Origin of the sequence: Enterococcus sp. BWR-S5 (genome assembly GCF_016745255.1) — a bacterium.
Taxonomy (GTDB): Bacteria; Bacillota; Bacilli; order Lactobacillales; family Enterococcaceae; genus Enterococcus_L.
In genome coordinates, this window is the sequence record NZ_JADOEQ010000001.1 from 39,560 (window position 1) to 56,856 (window position 17,297).

The 17,297-nt window shown below is 41.7% G+C and carries 13 protein-coding genes and 1 other annotated feature; of the genes, 7 read left to right on the plus strand and 6 right to left on the minus strand.

What is annotated here, in order from left to right; genetic code table 11:
• Positions 1-72: 72 nt before the first annotated feature.
• From IW510_RS00285 to IW510_RS00305, 5 genes are all read right to left on the minus strand, one after another.
• Positions 73-636, minus strand: coding sequence for a class I SAM-dependent methyltransferase (locus IW510_RS00285; protein ID WP_202055563.1), 564 nt, complete (start codon positions 634-636; stop codon positions 73-75).
• Complete coding sequence (locus IW510_RS00290) at positions 636-1,604, minus strand: TIGR01212 family radical SAM protein (protein WP_202055568.1); 969 nt, start codon at positions 1,602-1,604, stop codon at positions 636-638. Before IW510_RS00290 ends, IW510_RS00285 begins: the two co-directional genes overlap by 1 nt.
• The gene (locus tag IW510_RS00295) at positions 1,604-2,269 is read right to left on the minus strand and encodes a phosphatase PAP2 family protein (RefSeq protein WP_202055569.1); all 666 of its coding nucleotides are present in this window, start codon (positions 2,267-2,269) and stop codon (positions 1,604-1,606) included. The genes IW510_RS00290 and IW510_RS00295 overlap by 1 nt, the downstream gene beginning before the upstream one ends.
• A 223-nt stretch (positions 2,270-2,492) precedes the next feature.
• Positions 2,493-3,536: a DUF4097 family beta strand repeat-containing protein gene (locus tag IW510_RS00300; protein ID WP_202055570.1), complete on the minus strand. Its 1,044-nt coding sequence runs from the start codon at positions 3,534-3,536 to the stop codon at positions 2,493-2,495.
• A 1-nt stretch (position 3,537) separates the two neighbouring features.
• A complete protein-coding gene (locus IW510_RS00305; protein WP_202055571.1) occupies positions 3,538-4,200 on the minus strand; it encodes a DUF1700 domain-containing protein in 663 nt (220 codons plus the stop codon).
• Positions 4,201-4,522: 322 nt separating this feature from the next.
• On the opposite strand from IW510_RS00305, the gene IW510_RS00310 reads away from it, so the two are divergent.
• Positions 4,523-6,562 (plus strand): LysM peptidoglycan-binding domain-containing protein, encoded by a 2,040-nt coding sequence (locus IW510_RS00310; protein ID WP_202055580.1) that lies wholly within the window; start codon positions 4,523-4,525, stop codon positions 6,560-6,562.
• A gap of 64 nt (positions 6,563-6,626) precedes the next feature.
• Here the strand turns inward: IW510_RS00310 and IW510_RS00315 are convergent, their stop codons facing one another.
• Entirely contained in the window at positions 6,627-7,532 is a 906-nt protein-coding gene (locus tag IW510_RS00315; protein WP_202055582.1) for a LysR family transcriptional regulator, read from the minus strand.
• A 139-nt stretch (positions 7,533-7,671) separates the two neighbouring features.
• On the opposite strand from IW510_RS00315, the gene IW510_RS00320 reads away from it, so the two are divergent.
• From IW510_RS00320 to leuS, 6 genes are all read left to right on the plus strand, one after another.
• On the plus strand, positions 7,672-8,901 hold the full coding sequence (locus IW510_RS00320; protein WP_202056549.1) for an MFS transporter: 1,230 nt from the start codon (positions 7,672-7,674) through the stop codon (positions 8,899-8,901).
• 184 nt (positions 8,902-9,085) lie between these two features.
• Positions 9,086-11,128 (plus strand): oxidoreductase, encoded by a 2,043-nt coding sequence (locus IW510_RS00325; RefSeq protein WP_202055584.1) that lies wholly within the window; start codon positions 9,086-9,088, stop codon positions 11,126-11,128.
• 173 nt (positions 11,129-11,301) lie between these two features.
• Positions 11,302-12,180, plus strand: coding sequence for a shikimate dehydrogenase (locus tag IW510_RS00330; protein WP_202055585.1), 879 nt, complete (start codon positions 11,302-11,304; stop codon positions 12,178-12,180).
• Positions 12,181-12,191: 11 nt separating this feature from the next.
• Complete coding sequence (locus tag IW510_RS00335; RefSeq protein WP_202055586.1) at positions 12,192-13,427, plus strand: MFS transporter; 1,236 nt, start codon at positions 12,192-12,194, stop codon at positions 13,425-13,427.
• A 75-nt stretch (positions 13,428-13,502) separates the two neighbouring features.
• The gene (aroD, locus tag IW510_RS00340; protein ID WP_202055587.1) at positions 13,503-14,255 is read left to right on the plus strand and encodes a type I 3-dehydroquinate dehydratase; all 753 of its coding nucleotides are present in this window, start codon (positions 13,503-13,505) and stop codon (positions 14,253-14,255) included.
• 75 nt (positions 14,256-14,330) lie between these two features.
• Positions 14,331-14,548: a binding site (T-box leader), on the plus strand.
• Between the two features lie 137 nt (positions 14,549-14,685).
• Complete coding sequence (leuS, locus tag IW510_RS00345) at positions 14,686-17,199, plus strand: leucine--tRNA ligase (RefSeq protein WP_202055589.1); 2,514 nt, start codon at positions 14,686-14,688, stop codon at positions 17,197-17,199.
• The last annotated feature ends 98 nt before the right edge of the window (positions 17,200-17,297 follow it).

The following is a 17,297-nucleotide window of genomic DNA, read 5'->3' on the forward strand; positions in this document are numbered from 1 at the left end:
GCTATTTTCAGATTCTCCAGCTTATTTCTCGGAGCTAGACGCTTTTGTCACAACCTCTTTTTTGCTATATAGCTATTTCTTCTCAATACAATATAAAATCGGTGGTTGATTCGCCTGATTCACAAATTGATAGCTGAGCACATTGAATTGTCTCTGGGGAAGTGCTTTACAGAAATTCTTGACCATAGTCAACTCCTGCTCACCGCCTTCATGTCCATAATAAACAACCAGAATAATTCGTCCCTTGACAACCAGACGCTCAAGTATCGCTTCAATGGCCGTTCGTGTTGTATCAGGCATGGTAATAATCTCTTTGTCACTTTTTGGCAAATAGCCAAGGTTGAACACGGCCGCCTTGATTGGTGTCTCAGGAGAGATTATTTCAGCAATTGTTTCGTGCCCTTGATGGAAAAGGAGCGCTTGTTCAGATAGCTGATTCTCCTGTAGTCGTTTTTCAGTGTTTTGGATAGCAGCTGCTTGAACATCAAAGGCATATACTTTGCCAAGTTTTCCAACAAGCTCTGCTAAAAAGGCAGTATCATTACCATTACCCATAGTTGCATCGATGACTTGGTCAGCTGGCTGAACGATTTCACGTAATAATGTGTGGCTGAAATGAAGGGCTGTTTGGAGCATCAGACAAGCACCTTCTTAGCTAATCGAATATTATGTTTTCCTTGGTAGCTGTCACGTCTTTTTAGTTCATTATCGATGGCGTTTAGAACCTCCCATTTTTTGAGGCTCCACATTGGACCGATTAATGCGTCGTAGGGTGAATCACCTGTAAGGCGATGAATAATAATCTCCGGTGGAATCATTTCTAACTGGTCGCAAATGACGGTTACATAGTCCTCACGAGTCATCAGCTGCAGCCGACCTTCGTTATAGTCCCGCATCATTTTTGTGTTGGTCATAAGATGGAGCAGATGCAGCTTGATTCCTTGGATATCAGAATCAAGAATGGTTCTTCGGACATTTTCCCGCATCATCTCCATGCTTTCTCCCGGCAAACCGTTAATTAAATGAGTACATACACGGATATTGTGCTTCCGCAATTTCTCAACACCGTCAAGGTATGTTTGGTAATCATGGGCACGATTAATCGTAGTGCTAGTGTCCTCATAGGTTGTTTGAAGTCCTAGCTCGACCCATAAATAATAACGCTCATTCAATTCAGCAAGATAATCGACGACGTCATCCGGCAGGCAATCCGGTCTTGTTCCGATGGCCAACCCAACAACACCTTTCTCGTTAACCACTTGCTCAAAACGATGACGAATCACTTCAACAGGCGCATGCGTGTTTGTAAAATTTTGGAAGTAGACAATGTATTGTTCTACATTTGGCCATTTACCGTGCATCATTTGTATTTCTTTCTGAAATTGAACCGGTAGTGGATCGTGAGGGGCAACAATCATATCACCGGATCCGGAAACGCTGCAGAAGGTACAACCGCCTTTTGCTACAGTGCCGTCTCGATTGGGACAGTCAAAGCCGCCGTCCACAGGCACCTTAAAGATTTTTCCGCCAAATTGCTGGCGAAGTGCATAGTTCCATGTATGATAACGTTTGTTTGGATCATCTGTAAAATTAAATGGTTTCATCAGGATTCTTCTTTCTTCGAATGTTTATGTTTTGAATACCAGCTGAGCTGTGTTTTTTGATACAGCGGATAAGTCAACAGCAGCCAAGATAAGCCGAAGCAAAAGCCGCCGACAATATCACTTGGGAAATGGACACCTAGATAGATTCTGCTGATACCGATAAATAGGATACCGATACCTAACAATAGCTGCAGCACGCGACAAAGTGTTTTCTTTTTAATAAACAAAGGCAACAGCATAATGATTGTACCATAAAGCAGCATACTACCTGTAGAGTGGCCGCTTGGAAAGCTGTAGCTATGCTCGACTACCAGATGCTCCAATGTTGGTCTTTCTCTCATGAAGAAGAGCTTGATAAGTGAATTTAGAATGCCGGCAGTAAAGCCCGTGTTTAGCAGTAGCCAAAATGCTTCTATATAATATTTTTTCACTGCCATCACTCCTGCAAGGATAACAGCAAGGGCAGCTACGGTCATTGGATTTGCCAGCTTGGTATACCAGATGAAAAATTGGTTCAGCTCAGGATAGGGAGTACGTATGAATGCAGTAATACTTTGATCAAAGCTGTTTAAAAGTGCAGGTGAAAATTTGACAATTGCGCCTATAAAAATAAATAGCAACAGAAAAAAAGCGCCTGCGAATTGATAATAGTTTTTGTGTTTCATCAGTCGAATCCTTTCAAAAAAAATTAAGTCTGTATTGCGTATCTTATTTAGTATACCTCACGATGCATTTTAGAAAAACTAACGAATCGTGCGTTTAATGAAATGTTAATGAAGGAATTAGTAAGTAGAGAAGAGGGAGAAAAAATGATGTAGAAAATTTAAAACAAAAAGGCTGAGATATGCTAATCCCACCCTTTTGTTTTCTTATAGTATCTATTCGTTGTTAATCTTCGTCGATGTATTCTTCAGCTTCGGCATAATAATCTCCGTAAACGTTGATATTCCCTGTTTTTGTTTTTAAATTAAACTCTTTTTTTCCATTTCCGATAGTATAAGAGCCTTTATCTTCTCCAAAAAGGTCTCTATCTCCAAGGCCGGTGTCTGCATTGATTTTCAGATTTTTAACCTCTCCATAAAGAGAAATGTCGATATCACCATGCTCCATTGTTGCTTTCAGCTTGTCGGGATATTCCTCTCCATACATATAGATTGATCCGTTGTTTCCGGAAATTTCAGCTTCGCCACGTAGGTTATTGATTGAAATATCACCATTTTTTGAAGCAATTGTCGATGTTGCTGCTTTGACATTCGACAGGTAGATATCTCCTGTCGATGAAGAAAGGTCTAGGGAGCTGCCGACAAAATTGTTTAAGTCAATCTGTCCGTGCTCTGTTTTCAAAGATAGGTCATCAACAGTCGAATCGCCCCAGAAGTTGATACTGCTGCTGCTTCCGGTAACAGACATTTTATCTGAAGAAATGGAGCTGAAAGAAATGTCTGAATGCTTGATATCAACCTTGATTTCCTCATTAGAGAAATTAGATAGGTCGATGTATCCGGATGCGTCATCACTAACTGTAAGAACATCAATATCGTCCGGAACCATCAGTGTAATTTGAGAATTTTCCAGATGGAAACCAAAACGGAATTGATCAAAAGTCCCGTTCTTCTGTTTTCCGTTGACTGAAACAGTCAATGTATCGCTTGATTCAGAAACATCCAGAGAGCCCTTCAATGGTTCAGTGACACTGCTGCGGGCTTCCATGGAAATTGTATTACCGGAAGTTCCTTGGATAACATAGTCCGTATTTCCTGATAACTTTAAATCAAGCTTCTTGATTTTTTCTTTGTTTTTAATTGTGTAGTTTTCTTCCATGCTTTCTACCATAGAGGACTCAGCCCGCTGATAGAAGACCGCACTGCCGACTCCGCCGACAGCCATTGTTACTATACCAATAAGCGAAAAGATAATTGTTGTCTTTTTCATTTTAAACTCTCCCTCCAAACACGGCACCATGCCAAGCAATGTACCGTTTTACTGATGAAAAGAATAGTCTTGTCAGCGGCAATAAGATCATTGTACCGATAATCCCTGCTCCGCATAGGAAAATGCTGAAGAAGAGCTGGAACAGTCCGGCATCATTGAATCCGACAATCACTGAGTAGGCTCCTAGAATTGGTGACAGGAGGAAAATCAGCGCTGCAAGCCATAGGGAGAAAACGACGGCTGCAAAGGCGAAAAACATCCAAAACATAAATAGAAAATCGAACGCTAATAAAGCGCAAATCTTTAATGCTCGGAAGCCGGGTTTTTGCGGCCTATTTTTATAGTAAGGGTCTTCATCGTAGTAGTCATATGGATGCTCATTTTCATATTGCTCATACTCTTCATAGGATTGTGAGGAAGAGATTTCCTGCCAACCGTCTCTGGTCAAGCGTTTTTCCGGAACATCAATATCAAACTCTTGAAGAATCTCTTCGGCAATCGAGCGAGGTTTGCCCAAGCTTTTAGCCACCTGTTCTTCAGACTCTCCGGCAGCTGTTCGATCATTAAATATTTCTTCATATTTGTCTAAAATGGCAGCTTGTTGTTGATAGGAAAGAGGCTTTAAATATATTTTAAGTTCAATCAAAAAGTGCTCTTTATTCATTTTTTTTCCCTCATTTCTGTTCTTCCTTTTGTCTTTCTCTCATGTACACTATAAATATTTATTGAGGGAATAACAAGGGGTTTTTAGTAAAATCAGTCTAAGGTAAAGAGGCGAATCGGTCTAAAGTCTGAGAAGAAAAATTTGACTGGAAATCCCCAAAATATGAAACGACAAATAGCGGATATTTTCTTTTTTAATGTAAAAAATATAAAAAATAAATAATTAGTGTTATGTTGTGATATAACTTTAATTTTATATTGAAAAGAGGTATACTTATTATTGAGCAATTTTACGCTTTTATTAACATACGGAGGACTTAATAATGGAAAAGCGATCACGTAAAGAAAGAAGGAAAGCAGAACAATATCAGAAGGCTTCTATGCATTTGAAGAAGGGAACCACTGTATTTAGTTCAGCTTTAGCTGTTTCATCTATCGCCGGTACAACTGTACTGGGACCGCTCCTTGTTGAGGCAACCGAAGACGGTGCAGTCAGCGCTGAAATCACTCCATCTGTGGGTACATACATGGAACAACAGCAGGATGGAACGGTCAATACGCAAGAAAACTACAACGAGAATACAACGACAACAGAAGAATCAAGTCAGACTGAAGAAACAACAGATTCATCTGAAACAGAATGGAGTACGGAAGAAAGTACTCAGGAAGATTCGGGCACTATCTCTTCTGAGGATGTATCAGAAGAAACAGAAACTTCAGATAGTTCAATAGTAGATGAGATTGTTGGAATCGAGTCATTTGCTGCATCAGCAAGAAGCGGCGTCAGCACAGCTTCATTTATCGCCAGTATCGCCGGACAAGCACAAACCGTGGCAGCAGCAAATGATTTATATGCTTCTGTTATGATTGCTCAGGCAATTCTTGAGAGCGGCTCAGGTGCGAGTACGCTATCTCAGGCACCTAATTACAATTTATTCGGTATTAAGGGCTCTTATAATGGACAAAGTGTTTATATGAACACTTGGGAAGTAATTAATGGAGAGAACGTTATTGTTAATGCAGCATTTAGAAAGTATCCATCCTATACAGAATCTTTCTATGATAACGCGTATGTTTTGAGAAATACCTCTTTCCAATCAGGTGTTTATTTCTACTCCGGAACATGGAAAAGCAATACAAATTCCTATACGGATGCAACAGCATGGCTGACAGGCCGATATGCAACCGATCCTAATTATGGAACAAAGCTGAACTCTTTGATTGCTGCAAATAATCTGACGCAGTATGACACACCATCATCTGGTGGCGGTACTGGCGGAAACACCGGTGGAAATGAAGGCGGGAATACCGGCGGTTCAACAGGAAGTAGTACGAATGACACGATTCATACAGTCGCTTCCGGTGACAGCTTGTGGGCTTTGGCAAGCAGATACGGAACAACAATAGCGAATATCAAGAGCTGGAATAATCTTTCCAGTGATACCATCTATATTGGTCAAAAGCTGATTGTGAAGAAGGGCAGCGGCTCATCCGGTGGAAATACCGGAGGCAACACAGGTGGTTCGTCCTCTGGTGGTAGCTCCGGTGGTTCAACAGGGACAACAGATACGTACTACACTGTAAAATCTGGGGATAGTCTGTGGGCAATCTCAAGTGCAAATGGTGTGAGTATTGCAAACTTGCGCAGCTGGAACAATATCAGTGGAGATATCATCTATCCAGGGCAACGTCTGATTGTGAAAAAAGGCAGCGGTTCATCTGGTGGAAGTACGGGAGGCAGCACGGGTGGTTCATCTTCAGGAGGTAGCTCTGGCGGTTCGACAGGGACAACAGATACGTACTACACTGTAAAATCCGGGGATAGCCTTTGGGCAATCTCAAGTGCAAATGGTGTGAGTATTGCAAACCTACGCAGCTGGAACAATATCAGTGGAGATATCATTCATCCGGGACAACGTCTGATTGTGAAGAAGGGCAGCGGCTCATCTGGTGGAAGTACGGGAGGCAGCACGGGTGGTTCATCTTCAGGAGGCAGCAGCTCCGGCGGTTCAACCAGTACAACGGATTCCTACTATACAGTAAAATCCGGGGATAGCTTATGGGCAATCTCAAGCGCAAACGGCGTGAGTATCGCGAATCTGCGCAGCTGGAACAATATCAGTGGAGATATCATTCATCCGGGACAGCGTCTGATTGTGAAAAAGGGCAGCGGTTCTTCAAACAGCAGCGGCGGCAGCTCAAGTACTGGCAGCAGCACTAGTGGAAAAACTCATACTGTAAAGAGTGGAGATACCTTGTGGGGGCTGGCGATTCAGTACTCTACATCTATCAATCAACTGAAGCAGTTAAATAATTTATCTGGTGATGTTATCTTTATTGGACAGCAGCTGAAGGTTGCTTAAATTATTTTGAATCCAAAAGGAGCCAACCACGCTAAGTGATACGCTTAGCGGTGTCGGCTCCTTTTTAATTGAATGATTCTGTATATGGTGTCAGGCTTTTTTCCAGACAGTAATCATAGAATTTCTGAACAGCGGGTGTCTTTTTCTTATTCTTCTTTGTTGCAAGATAAATGAAGCGGGCGGGAATGTCATCAGCAATCAACAGCTTTTTTACAGGATAAGCAGAAATTGAAGGAATATCGGGCATAATGGAGATACCGTAATCACAGCCGACAAAGCCCAGCATACTATGGTCTTCCTCAACCTCACAGGTAATGGTTGGCTGAATATCTCTAGTATGAAGAATTTCATCAATATATGGACGAAGCCCACTTTGTTTGTTGTAATAAACAAAGGAGTATTCCGCAAGCTCATTCAGCGTGACGGCTTTCTTCTGGCTAAGAGCATGTGTATTTGGAACGACGATAACGATTTTCTGTTCTGTTAGGATATCAAAATGAATGTCGGTATCTTCATCGATTTTTGAGCAGATGGCTATGTCGATTTCGTCATTCTTCAGCTGCTGAAGGATATCGCTGGAATTTCCTTGAGAGAAGCTGAATCTGATTTTTTCGTTGTTCTTTATTGCTAGAAAGTCCTTTGCCAGCTTAGGCGTTAACGCAGAACCCATGGTATAGATAAAGCCTAGCTGAATCTGACCATTTTCGGGACTGGCAATTTCCTGAAGCATCTGCTTGCCGGAATATAGCTGATAAAGACCGGAAGAAACGTAATCATAGAAAATTTTTCCGTATCTGGTTAAATAGATATTCCGCCCTTTTTTTTCAAATAGCTCTACACCCAGTTCTTTTTCCAAGACAGAAATGGCATGACTTAGATTGGGCTGTGAGGTGTTCAGCTGTTCTGCAGTAAGTCTCATGTGCTCGTTTTCTGCCAATTTGACAAAATATTCCAGGTGTCGAAAATTCATATTTATCTTCTCCTTTGAAATGATAAATGAATTTTATCATATAAAGATAAAAAAAGCATTGGTATTTCTATGTCCATTGAGGTATCCTAATGTAAAGTTACAGCGTTTGAAAGTAGGTTTTAAAGTGAAAAACATCACAATGTTGAAGGAAGCCGGCAGAAAAAATCGTTATTTCCCATTAATCTGCAGCTTATATTTTAATTATATTTTTCAGGGAATGGCCGCAATCATCTTATCTCAAAATATGGATGCCTTGAAGCTGCAATGGCAGGCCTCGACCACTCAAGTGACGCTAGTCATGAGTGCCATTGGTTTGGGGCGGATTGTCAGTCTTTATTTCTCCGGTTATTTTTCTGATAAATATGGTAGGAAGAAAACGGTATTGATCGCTATCGTCTCCTACTTTATCTTTTTTGCAGGGATTCTTCTAAGTCCTAATTACCAGATAGCAGTTGTTCTGGCGATGTTTGGCGGATTTAGTAATGCGTTTTTGGATACCAGCACCTATCCGACGTTGGTAGAGGCCTATCCAAGTGAAAAGGACAACAGTTCACTGAGTGTATTGAATAAAGCATTCATTTCTTTAGGGCAGTTCATTCTTCCTTTTCTGACAAGAATAATTATTACTGAAAACCTTTATTTTGGTTGGCCGTTTATTTTGTGTATTGTCTGTCTGTTTGCGAATTTATTGGTCCTTAGAAAACAGCCATTTCCACCTTTAACAACAGTGAAGGACGAGGCAACAGAGGCACAGGTAAAAGGGCCGGAGGGTGTGAAATTCAAGATTGACGGTATTGCGCTATTGGTATTTTCATTTGTATCTGTATCAATGTTCAATATTTTTATTCTATGGATTCCGAAATTCGGAGAACAAATGAATATTGTCAATCAGCAGGACAGCTTGATTTTCGTGAGTGTCTTTAGTGTAGGTTCTTTTGTTTCGGTTTTCCTAACTTCAATGATCGTAAAAAAAGGTGCCAGTGTCACTCATTTGATGGTTGTTTGTACAGGAATTACGGCGCTATCCTTGATTTATATGATTTTACAGCCATCCTTTATCGGGCTGGTTATTGCTTCGCTTTGTGTTGGTATCTTTGCTGCGGGTGGTATTTGGCAGCTGGGATTAGCGTTGATTTTAGAATTTTTTCCTCAAAGAAAAGGCCGTATCACCAGTCTGTATTCGTTGGCAACATCAGTATCTGTCATGATAACCCCTTATATTACAGGGATAATGGCAGAGTCAGATATACGAACAGTATTTTGGTATAATGCCAGTTTGACATTGATTGGTTTGATGGCGACAATTGTGATAGCTGTTCGCTATAAAAGCATTGTAAAAGGAACGCATGCCTTACAACTGGATGATTAGTTGGGAGAGCGAGTAATAATAAAATAGTTGAACACAGGAAATTATTTCCTGTGTTTTTTTGTCTATTTGATAAATTTCATTTATCAAATATTCAATAATAAAGTATTAGTTTTTATCGAATGGATGTATTACACTATAGGTGACTAGATTGTGAAATTATTAATTTGAAGAAAGAAGGATACTCATGAATAACTATCAAGCGATTTTTGAACCATTGACAATTAGACGTATGACACTGAAAAACCGAGTGATTATGCCTCCAATGGGAACAAATTTTGCCAATATGGACGGAACGTTCAATAAGGAGCATCTCTCTTATTATGAACAAAGAGCCAAGGGCGGTACCGGCTTGATTACCTTAGAAAATGTCTGCTTTGATTATCCAATGGGAACAAATGGAACGTCTCAGCTTAGAATAGACAATGATCAATACATTCCCGGTTTGTGGAAATTTAATGAGGTGATGCATGCTTATGGTGCTGCTACTTCGGTACAGATTAACCACGCGGGTGCCTCTGCATATGGCTTGCGGTTGAATGGTCAACAAGCAGTTTCTGCTTCGGATGTACCAAGCAAAACCGGTAACCCAACGCCAAGACCGCTGACAGAGGAGGAAATCTATCATATTGTTGCTCGCTATGGTGAAGCAGCTTCTCGCGCACAGCGTGCCGGATTTGACTGTGTGGAGATTCATGCAGGCCACTCTTATCTGTTAAGCCAATTCCTATCACCTTTATACAATAAAAGAACCGATCAGTTTGGCGGCTCAGCAGAAAACCGAGCACGTTTTACGAAGCTGGTAATAGAAGCAGTTCGTAAGGCTGTCGGTCCATTCTTCCCGATTTCTCTTCGGTTCAGTGCCGATGAATTATTGGCGGGAGGAAATACACTGGATGACTCGATTGATATTCTTAAGTATTTCGCAGAAGAGGTCGATATCTTGAATGTATCGGCGGCGTTGAATGATAATTTACAGTATCAGATTGATAAGATGAACTTAGAAGATGGCTGGCGCTCATATATGGCGAAGGCAGTAAAAGAGCGTTATCCGGAAAAGGTAATCGTTACTTCGGGAAATATTCGTAGTCCTAGACGAGCAGCGGAGATATTGGAAAATGGTGAAGCGGATCTGTTAGCTATGGGACGAGGTCTAATCGCTGAACCAAATTGGGTCAATAAAGTAGAGAACAACCAGGAAAATCTATTGAGAAAATGTATTTCCTGCAATATTGGTTGTGCGGATCATCGGATTAATAAGTCAAGACCCATCCGTTGTACGGTAAATCCGGATCTTTATTATGAAGATGAATACAAACAGCATCAGGTAAAACAGCCATTGAAAATGGTGGTTATCGGTGGTGGAACGGCTGGACTTGAAGCGGCAGCAACTGCTGCAGAGGTTGGTGTATCTGTTGAGCTGTATGAACAAAAAGGCTACCTTGGCGGATTAGGGCAAGAGATTTCCCGCTTACCTGATAAAAATAGAATCAATGATTTCATTACCTATTTGGAAAATCGCTGTAAAGAGCTGGACAATCTGACCATTCATTTGAACCATTCCTTTACAATGGCTGATTTGGCCGGTAAGGATGTCGATATCATTGTTAATGCCAGTGGTGCAAAACCTTTATTGCCACCAATCAATGGCTTGCATGAAGTACTTGCTGAAGATGACAGAAAAGTCTTCTCTATCTTTGATGTTCTTGGAAACATGGAGAAGTTCAATGAGTTTGAAGGAAAAGAAGTCGTGGTCATCGGCGGCGGAGCTGTTGGTCTGGACATGGTCGAGTATTACGCCGAACGTGGGGCGAAAGCAGTCAGCATTGTTGAAATGCAGCCGGAGCTGGCAAAGGATTTGGATTTGATTACTAAGCTGAGTATGATGGAAATTGTTAAAGAGTACGATGTGAATGTCTACACCTCTACAAAGTTAATGCAAGTAAATGCCGATCACTTTAAAGTAGAGCTGCCAACCGGTGAAACAAAAGACTTATTCTTTGATTTAGGCTTTGTCTGTCTGGGAATGAAAGCTGAAGCACCATTGATGGACGAGCTGAGACAGTATGCACGTCTGAATGAGGCAGAGCTTGTGAATATCGGAGACAGTAAGGTTGCTCGTCGAATCATTGAAGGAACAAAAGAAGCAAGAGATATCCTCAAAACAATTGAAAAGGTCGAATATGATCTTACACAAAAAGCAGTCTTTTCCAAAATTAAAGAGGCTTAAATCAGGAAATAGGGACAGGGAGAAGCGGCAGGAAATGCTGAAAGTATCGAATAAACGAAAGAGCGAAGAAAGAAGTGTTCACCTCAGTGTGTTGCTTCTTCTCTCTCTTTTAGAAAAAGAGATACTGTTTTTCCATGTCCTATCAAAATAAACATAAAAGTGAGGAACTGAGCATGACAGAAAGATTAAGCGGACACACATTATTGATTGGATTGATTGCGACTCCAATCAGACATAGTTTGTCACCAACAATGCACAACGAGGCGTTTGCCAAGTTAGGAATGGATTATGCTTATCTGGCTTTTGAAGTCGGAAATGAAGAACTGGAAGATGCGGTAAAAGGCATTCGGGCGTTAGGCATTCGCGGTTCAAATGTCTCTATGCCAAACAAACAGGCGATTATTCCTTATCTGGACGAACTGTCACCCGCAGCTGAATTAGCAGGTGCAGTCAATACAGTTGTCAATAAAGATGGAAAAGGGCATCTAGTCGGCCATATCACTGACGGAACTGGAGCAATGCGCTCGTTACGTGAAGAAGGTGTAGAGGTTAAGGGACAAATCGTGACGATGACCGGCGCTGGTGGTGCGGGAACAGCGATTGCGATTCAGGCTGCTTTAGACGGCGTAAAGGAACTGCGTATTTTCAATATCGAAGATGCGGCCTTTGAAAATGCAAAAGAAACAGTCAAAAAAATCAATGAGAAAACAGACTGCAAAGCGACGCTGACTCCGTTGAGTGACCAAGAAGCGTTTAAAAAATCGATTGCAGAGAGCAGTATTTACATTGATGCAACAGGTGTCGGGATGAAGCCTTTGGAAAACGAAAGCCTAATCAATGATCCGGCAATGATTCATGATGAATTAGTTGTTTTCGATGTGGTGTATATACCAAAGGAAACAAAGCTGTTGAAATTTGCAGAAGCAAATGGTGCGAAGAAGACAGTTAACGGCTTGGGAATGATGCTTTACCAAGGTGCTGAAGCATTCAATCTATTCACTGGGGAAGAAATGCCTGTTGACTATATCAAAGAGTTGCTATTTAAGGATTAAGGGGAATGAAAATGAAAAACAAATATATGCCGACAGCTGTTGGGCTGTACATCAATTACATTGTTCACGGGATGGGCGTTATTATCATCTCTCAAAACCAAAACGCGCTGATGAACCAATGGAACACTGATTTAATGGGGATTGCAAAGGTAATTTCAATGCTGGGAATCGGCCGTTTGATTGCTATCATGATTTCGGGCCGTCTGTCTGATAAGTTTGGCAGAAAACCGTTTGTTTATTTAGGTATGCTGACCTACATTGCGTATTTCTTTGGTATCCTATTCAGTCCGAGTGTTGAACTGGCGATGTTCTTTGCAGTGATTGCCGGAATATCTAATTCGTTCCTAGACTCAGGAACCTATCCGGCGCTGATGGAATCATTTCCTAAGACAGCGGGTACAGCGAATGTTCTGATTAAAGCATTTGTACAAATTGGTCAGTTTGCTTTGCCGTTGATGATTAAATTCCTGATGTCTTCAGGACTATGGTTTGGTTGGTCCTTCATCATTGCTTCTGTACTGCTGGTATTGAACAGCATCTATCTATGGAAACGTTCATTCCCGGATCAGGATGAAAAAGAAGCAACAGAGAGCACGACAGAACAAGCACCGACTGTCACATTCAAATCAAAACCAAAAATGGCTGTTGAAGGTGTCGCTTTTGTTATTTATGGCTTTATTTCTCAGGCTACTTTCTATTTAATCAGTCAGTTTATCGGAACTTATGGAGAAAAGGCAGCAGGTATGGCCGCTGCTGATGCAGGTGTTCTCGTTTCCTATTATTCAATGGGTTCATTAGCCTGTGTGGCATTCACTGCGATTGTGGCAGCAAAAGTTCGCCCTGTATATTTGGTGTTAGTTTATACATTGGTTTCCTTTGCAACCATCTTGGTGATGTGGATGTTCCCAACACCAATGGTTTGTACGATTGGCGCTGCATTGGTTGGTTTCTTTGCTGCGGGTGGTGTTATGCAGCTTGGATTAACGGTTATGGGAGAAATGTTCCCGACCGGAAAAGGAACAATCACAGGAATCTTTTATACCTTCGGAAGTATTGCTTCCTTCGTTATTCCGGTAGCCGCTGCTCAAATTGCGAAAAGCAGTGTTCGTAATATCATGCTGTTTGATACAATCATTGCAGGGATTGGCTTTGTTCTCGCCGTAGTCATCTTTATCCGTTATCGTCAAACAGTAGATACCGGTGAAACGACTGAATCTATCTCAGAATCAAGTAAAGCTGTATCTTAAAACAATGAATCGAGTATAATAAAAACTAACGATGGATTTGAAGGATGTTACCGAACATAGGAGGCGTATAATTAGATGAAAACTGTTCAAGTAGCCGATGTTGTCATTGGTGAAGGCTTGCCCAAAATTATTGTTCCTTTAGTGGGAAGAAAAGAAGCAGCAATTCTGGAAGAGGCAAAGACACTTGCCCAACTGGATTGCGATATTATTGAGTGGCGCATCGATTTTTTTGAAGAAGTAACAGATGAAAAAAAAGTTGCTGAGCTGTCAAAAAAATTAAGAGAACAACTAAACAAGCCATTATTAGTTACTTTCCGTACTAAAAAAGAAGGCGGAGAGCTGGAGCTGCCTGATGACCAATATTTTGCTATTTATGAAGAAGTGATTGCATCTGGGAAAGCTGATTTGATTGATGTTGAGCTGTTTATGCCTGCTGAGGCATCTGCTCAGCTGATTGCAAAGGCGCACGAAAAGGGCGTCAAAATTGTGATGTGCAACCATGATTTTCATGCCACACCAACACAGGCTGAAATTGTCAGCCGCTTAAGAAAAATGCAGGAAAAACAGGCGGATATTTGTAAGATTGCCGTTATGCCTCAAAATCCTGCTGATGTTCTGACTTTGTTGGCGGCAACAGAAGAGATGAAGCGTGAATATGCTGATCGACCATTAATCACGATGTCAATGGGGGCTTTAGGGATGGTTAGCCGTGTAGCTGGTCAGACCTTTGGCTCTGCTGCCACCTTTGGAGCGGCAGCTAAGGCTTCTGCTCCGGGACAGGTGCCTGTGGAAGAGCTGCGAACAATGTTGAAGGTTCTCAAACATTAATCGTTGTTTTCAAGAGAAATTCGTCAAAACGATTGAATTATCCTAAGAAATTTGTTAGTATGAATCTCGTATATGAATACAACGATGATGAGGAGTAGTAGAAAGAACTCTGTGATAGAGAGCGTATGGTTGGTGGAAATACGCACAGAAGCTTTTGAACTCGCCTTGAAGTTGTTCTTTACTGAAATTTTTTAGTAAGTGAAGACGGCGGCGGCTGTTAGAACGCTGGAGATTCGTCTGTACAGACAGCGAATGAACTTAGGTGGTACCACGTTGATTAGAACGTCCTATGGGATTCTTCCCGTAGGACTTTTTTATTTTTAGACGCCTATAGTATCGGTGTGTAAGTATGACGACTCAGGCGGTGCCGTATTTAGGGAATAGCACATCATGTTTAAAGCATCAGATAAATGACAACAGGAGGAAGAACATGAATTACGATCACAAACAGATTGAAAAGAAATGGCAGAAGTATTGGGCAAAAAACAACCTGTTCAATACGCATGATGAGCCGGGCAAGAAAAAGTTCTATGCGTTGGATATGTTTCCCTATCCGTCAGGACAAGGGCTTCACGTAGGGCATCCGGAAGGCTATACGGCAACAGACATTCTGTCACGTATGAAGCGAAGTCAAGGGTATAACGTGCTTCATCCAATGGGTTGGGATGCGTTTGGTTTGCCGGCGGAGCAATATGCATTAGATACCGGGAATGATCCGGCTGATTTTACAAAGAAAAACATTGAGACCTTTAAACGTCAAATCAATTCTTTGGGCTTCAGCTATGATTGGAATCGTGAAGTCAATACAACTGATCCGGAGTATTATAAATGGACACAGTGGATTTTTACAAAGCTGTATGAAAAAGGCTTAGCATATGAAGCAGAGGTAGCTGTAAACTGGGTACCTGAGTTGGGAACTGTTATTTCCAATGAAGAAGTGATTGATGGTAAAAGTGAGCGTGGTGGATACGATGTTATTCGTAAGCCAATGCGCCAATGGATGCTGAAAATCACTGCTTATGCTGACCGTCTATTGGACGATTTGGAGCTGGTAGATTGGCCTGATAATATCAAGGAAATGCAAAAAAATTGGATTGGCCGTTCTGAAGGAGCAAATGTAACCTTCAAAATTGATGGCACTGATAAAGATTTTACGGTATTTACCACTCGCCCTGATACTCTGTTTGGCGCAACCTATGCAGTCATGGCACCTGAGTTGGCGCTTGTACAGGAAATCGTTACAGATGAGCAGCGTGAACAGGTAGCTGCCTATATCGATGAAGCATCTAAAAAGTCAGAGCTGAATCGGACAGACCTTGCCAAAGAAAAGACAGGAGTCTTTACAGGCGCGTATGCTGTAAATCCGGTCAACGGCGCATTAATTCCTATTTGGATTGCTGATTATGTATTGGCTTCTTATGGAACAGGTGCGATTATGGCAGTTCCTGCCCACGATGAGCGAGACTATGAGTTTGCGAAAACATTTGGTCTTGAGATTACACCTGTTGTAGAGGGCGGTAATGTAGAAGAGGCTGTTTACACTGGTGACGGTGCGCATATCAATTCTGATTTCCTAAACGGCTTGAACAAGGACGAGGCCATCAAGAAAATGAATGAATGGCTGGAAGAAAAAGGCTTTGGTAAAAAAGAAACCAGCTATCGCCTGCGTGACTGGCTGTTTTCTCGTCAGCGTTACTGGGGGGAACCGATTCCTGTGATTCATTGGGAGGATGGAACGACAACGACCGTTCCGGAATCTGAGCTTCCTTTGACATTACCTAAAACAGACGATATCAAACCAAGTGGAACAGGGGAATCACCACTGGCAAATATTGAAGACTGGATTAATGTGGTTGATCCTGAAACAGGAAAGAAAGGCCGTCGTGAAACCAATACAATGCCGCAATGGGCAGGCAGCTCATGGTATCATCTGCGCTATATTGATCCACATAATAAAACAGCAATTGCCGATCCGGAAAAACTGGAACGCTGGCTGCCGGTAGATATCTATATTGGTGGGGCAGAGCATGCTGTGCTGCATTTACTTTATGCCCGTTTCTGGCATAAGTTCCTGTATGATATTGGCGTTGTACCAACCAAAGAGCCTTATCAAAAACTGTTCAACCAAGGGATGATTTTAGGACAAAGCTTCCGTGATTCTCGCGGAGCATTGGTTCCAACAAACATGGTTGAAAAACGTGATGGTGCTTGGGTAAATATCGAAACCAGTGAGCAGCTTGAGGAAGCACCGGCAAAAATGAGTAAATCTCTGAAAAACGTAGTAAATCCTGATGATGTCATTGAAAAGTATGGTGCAGATACACTGCGTATGTATGAAATGTTCATGGGACCTCTGGAAGCAGCGATTGCTTGGAGTGAGAATGGTCTGGAAGGCAGCCGTAAATTCTTGGATCGTGTATGGCGTCTAATTGTAGACGAAAACGGTAAAATGCGTGACCGTATTACAACGATGAACGATGACAAGCTGACGAAGGTTTATCATCAAACGGTGAAGAAGGTTACAGAGGATTATGAACAGCTGCATTTCAATACGGCAATTTCTCAACTAATGGTTTTTGTTAATGAGGCAAATAAAGCGGAAGTACTTCCGTATGAATATGTAGAAGGATTCGTTCAATTGTTAGCACCGATTGCTCCGCACATCAGTGAAGAGCTATGGTCTATTCTAGGTAATGAAGAAAGCCTGACTTATGTACCATGGCCAGCCTATGATGAAAGCAAAATGGTCGAAGACGAAATTGAAGTTGTTTTCCAAGTGAACGGAAAAGTCAGAGACAAGGCAACTGTAGCACGTGGCTTAAGCAAGGAAGAGCTGGAAGAGAAAGCGAAGGCTTCCGAGCATATGAAGCCATTCCTTGAAGGGAAGACGATTCGTAAGGTTATCGTTATACCTGATAAATTGGTAAATATTGTAGCAAATTAAATTACAAAAACAGGGAGCTGGTGGACCTATGTCCGTCTGCTTCCTGTTTTTGTATGAAGGTAGGCAATGCTCCGTGCCTATCGACTGCCGTTAGCTGA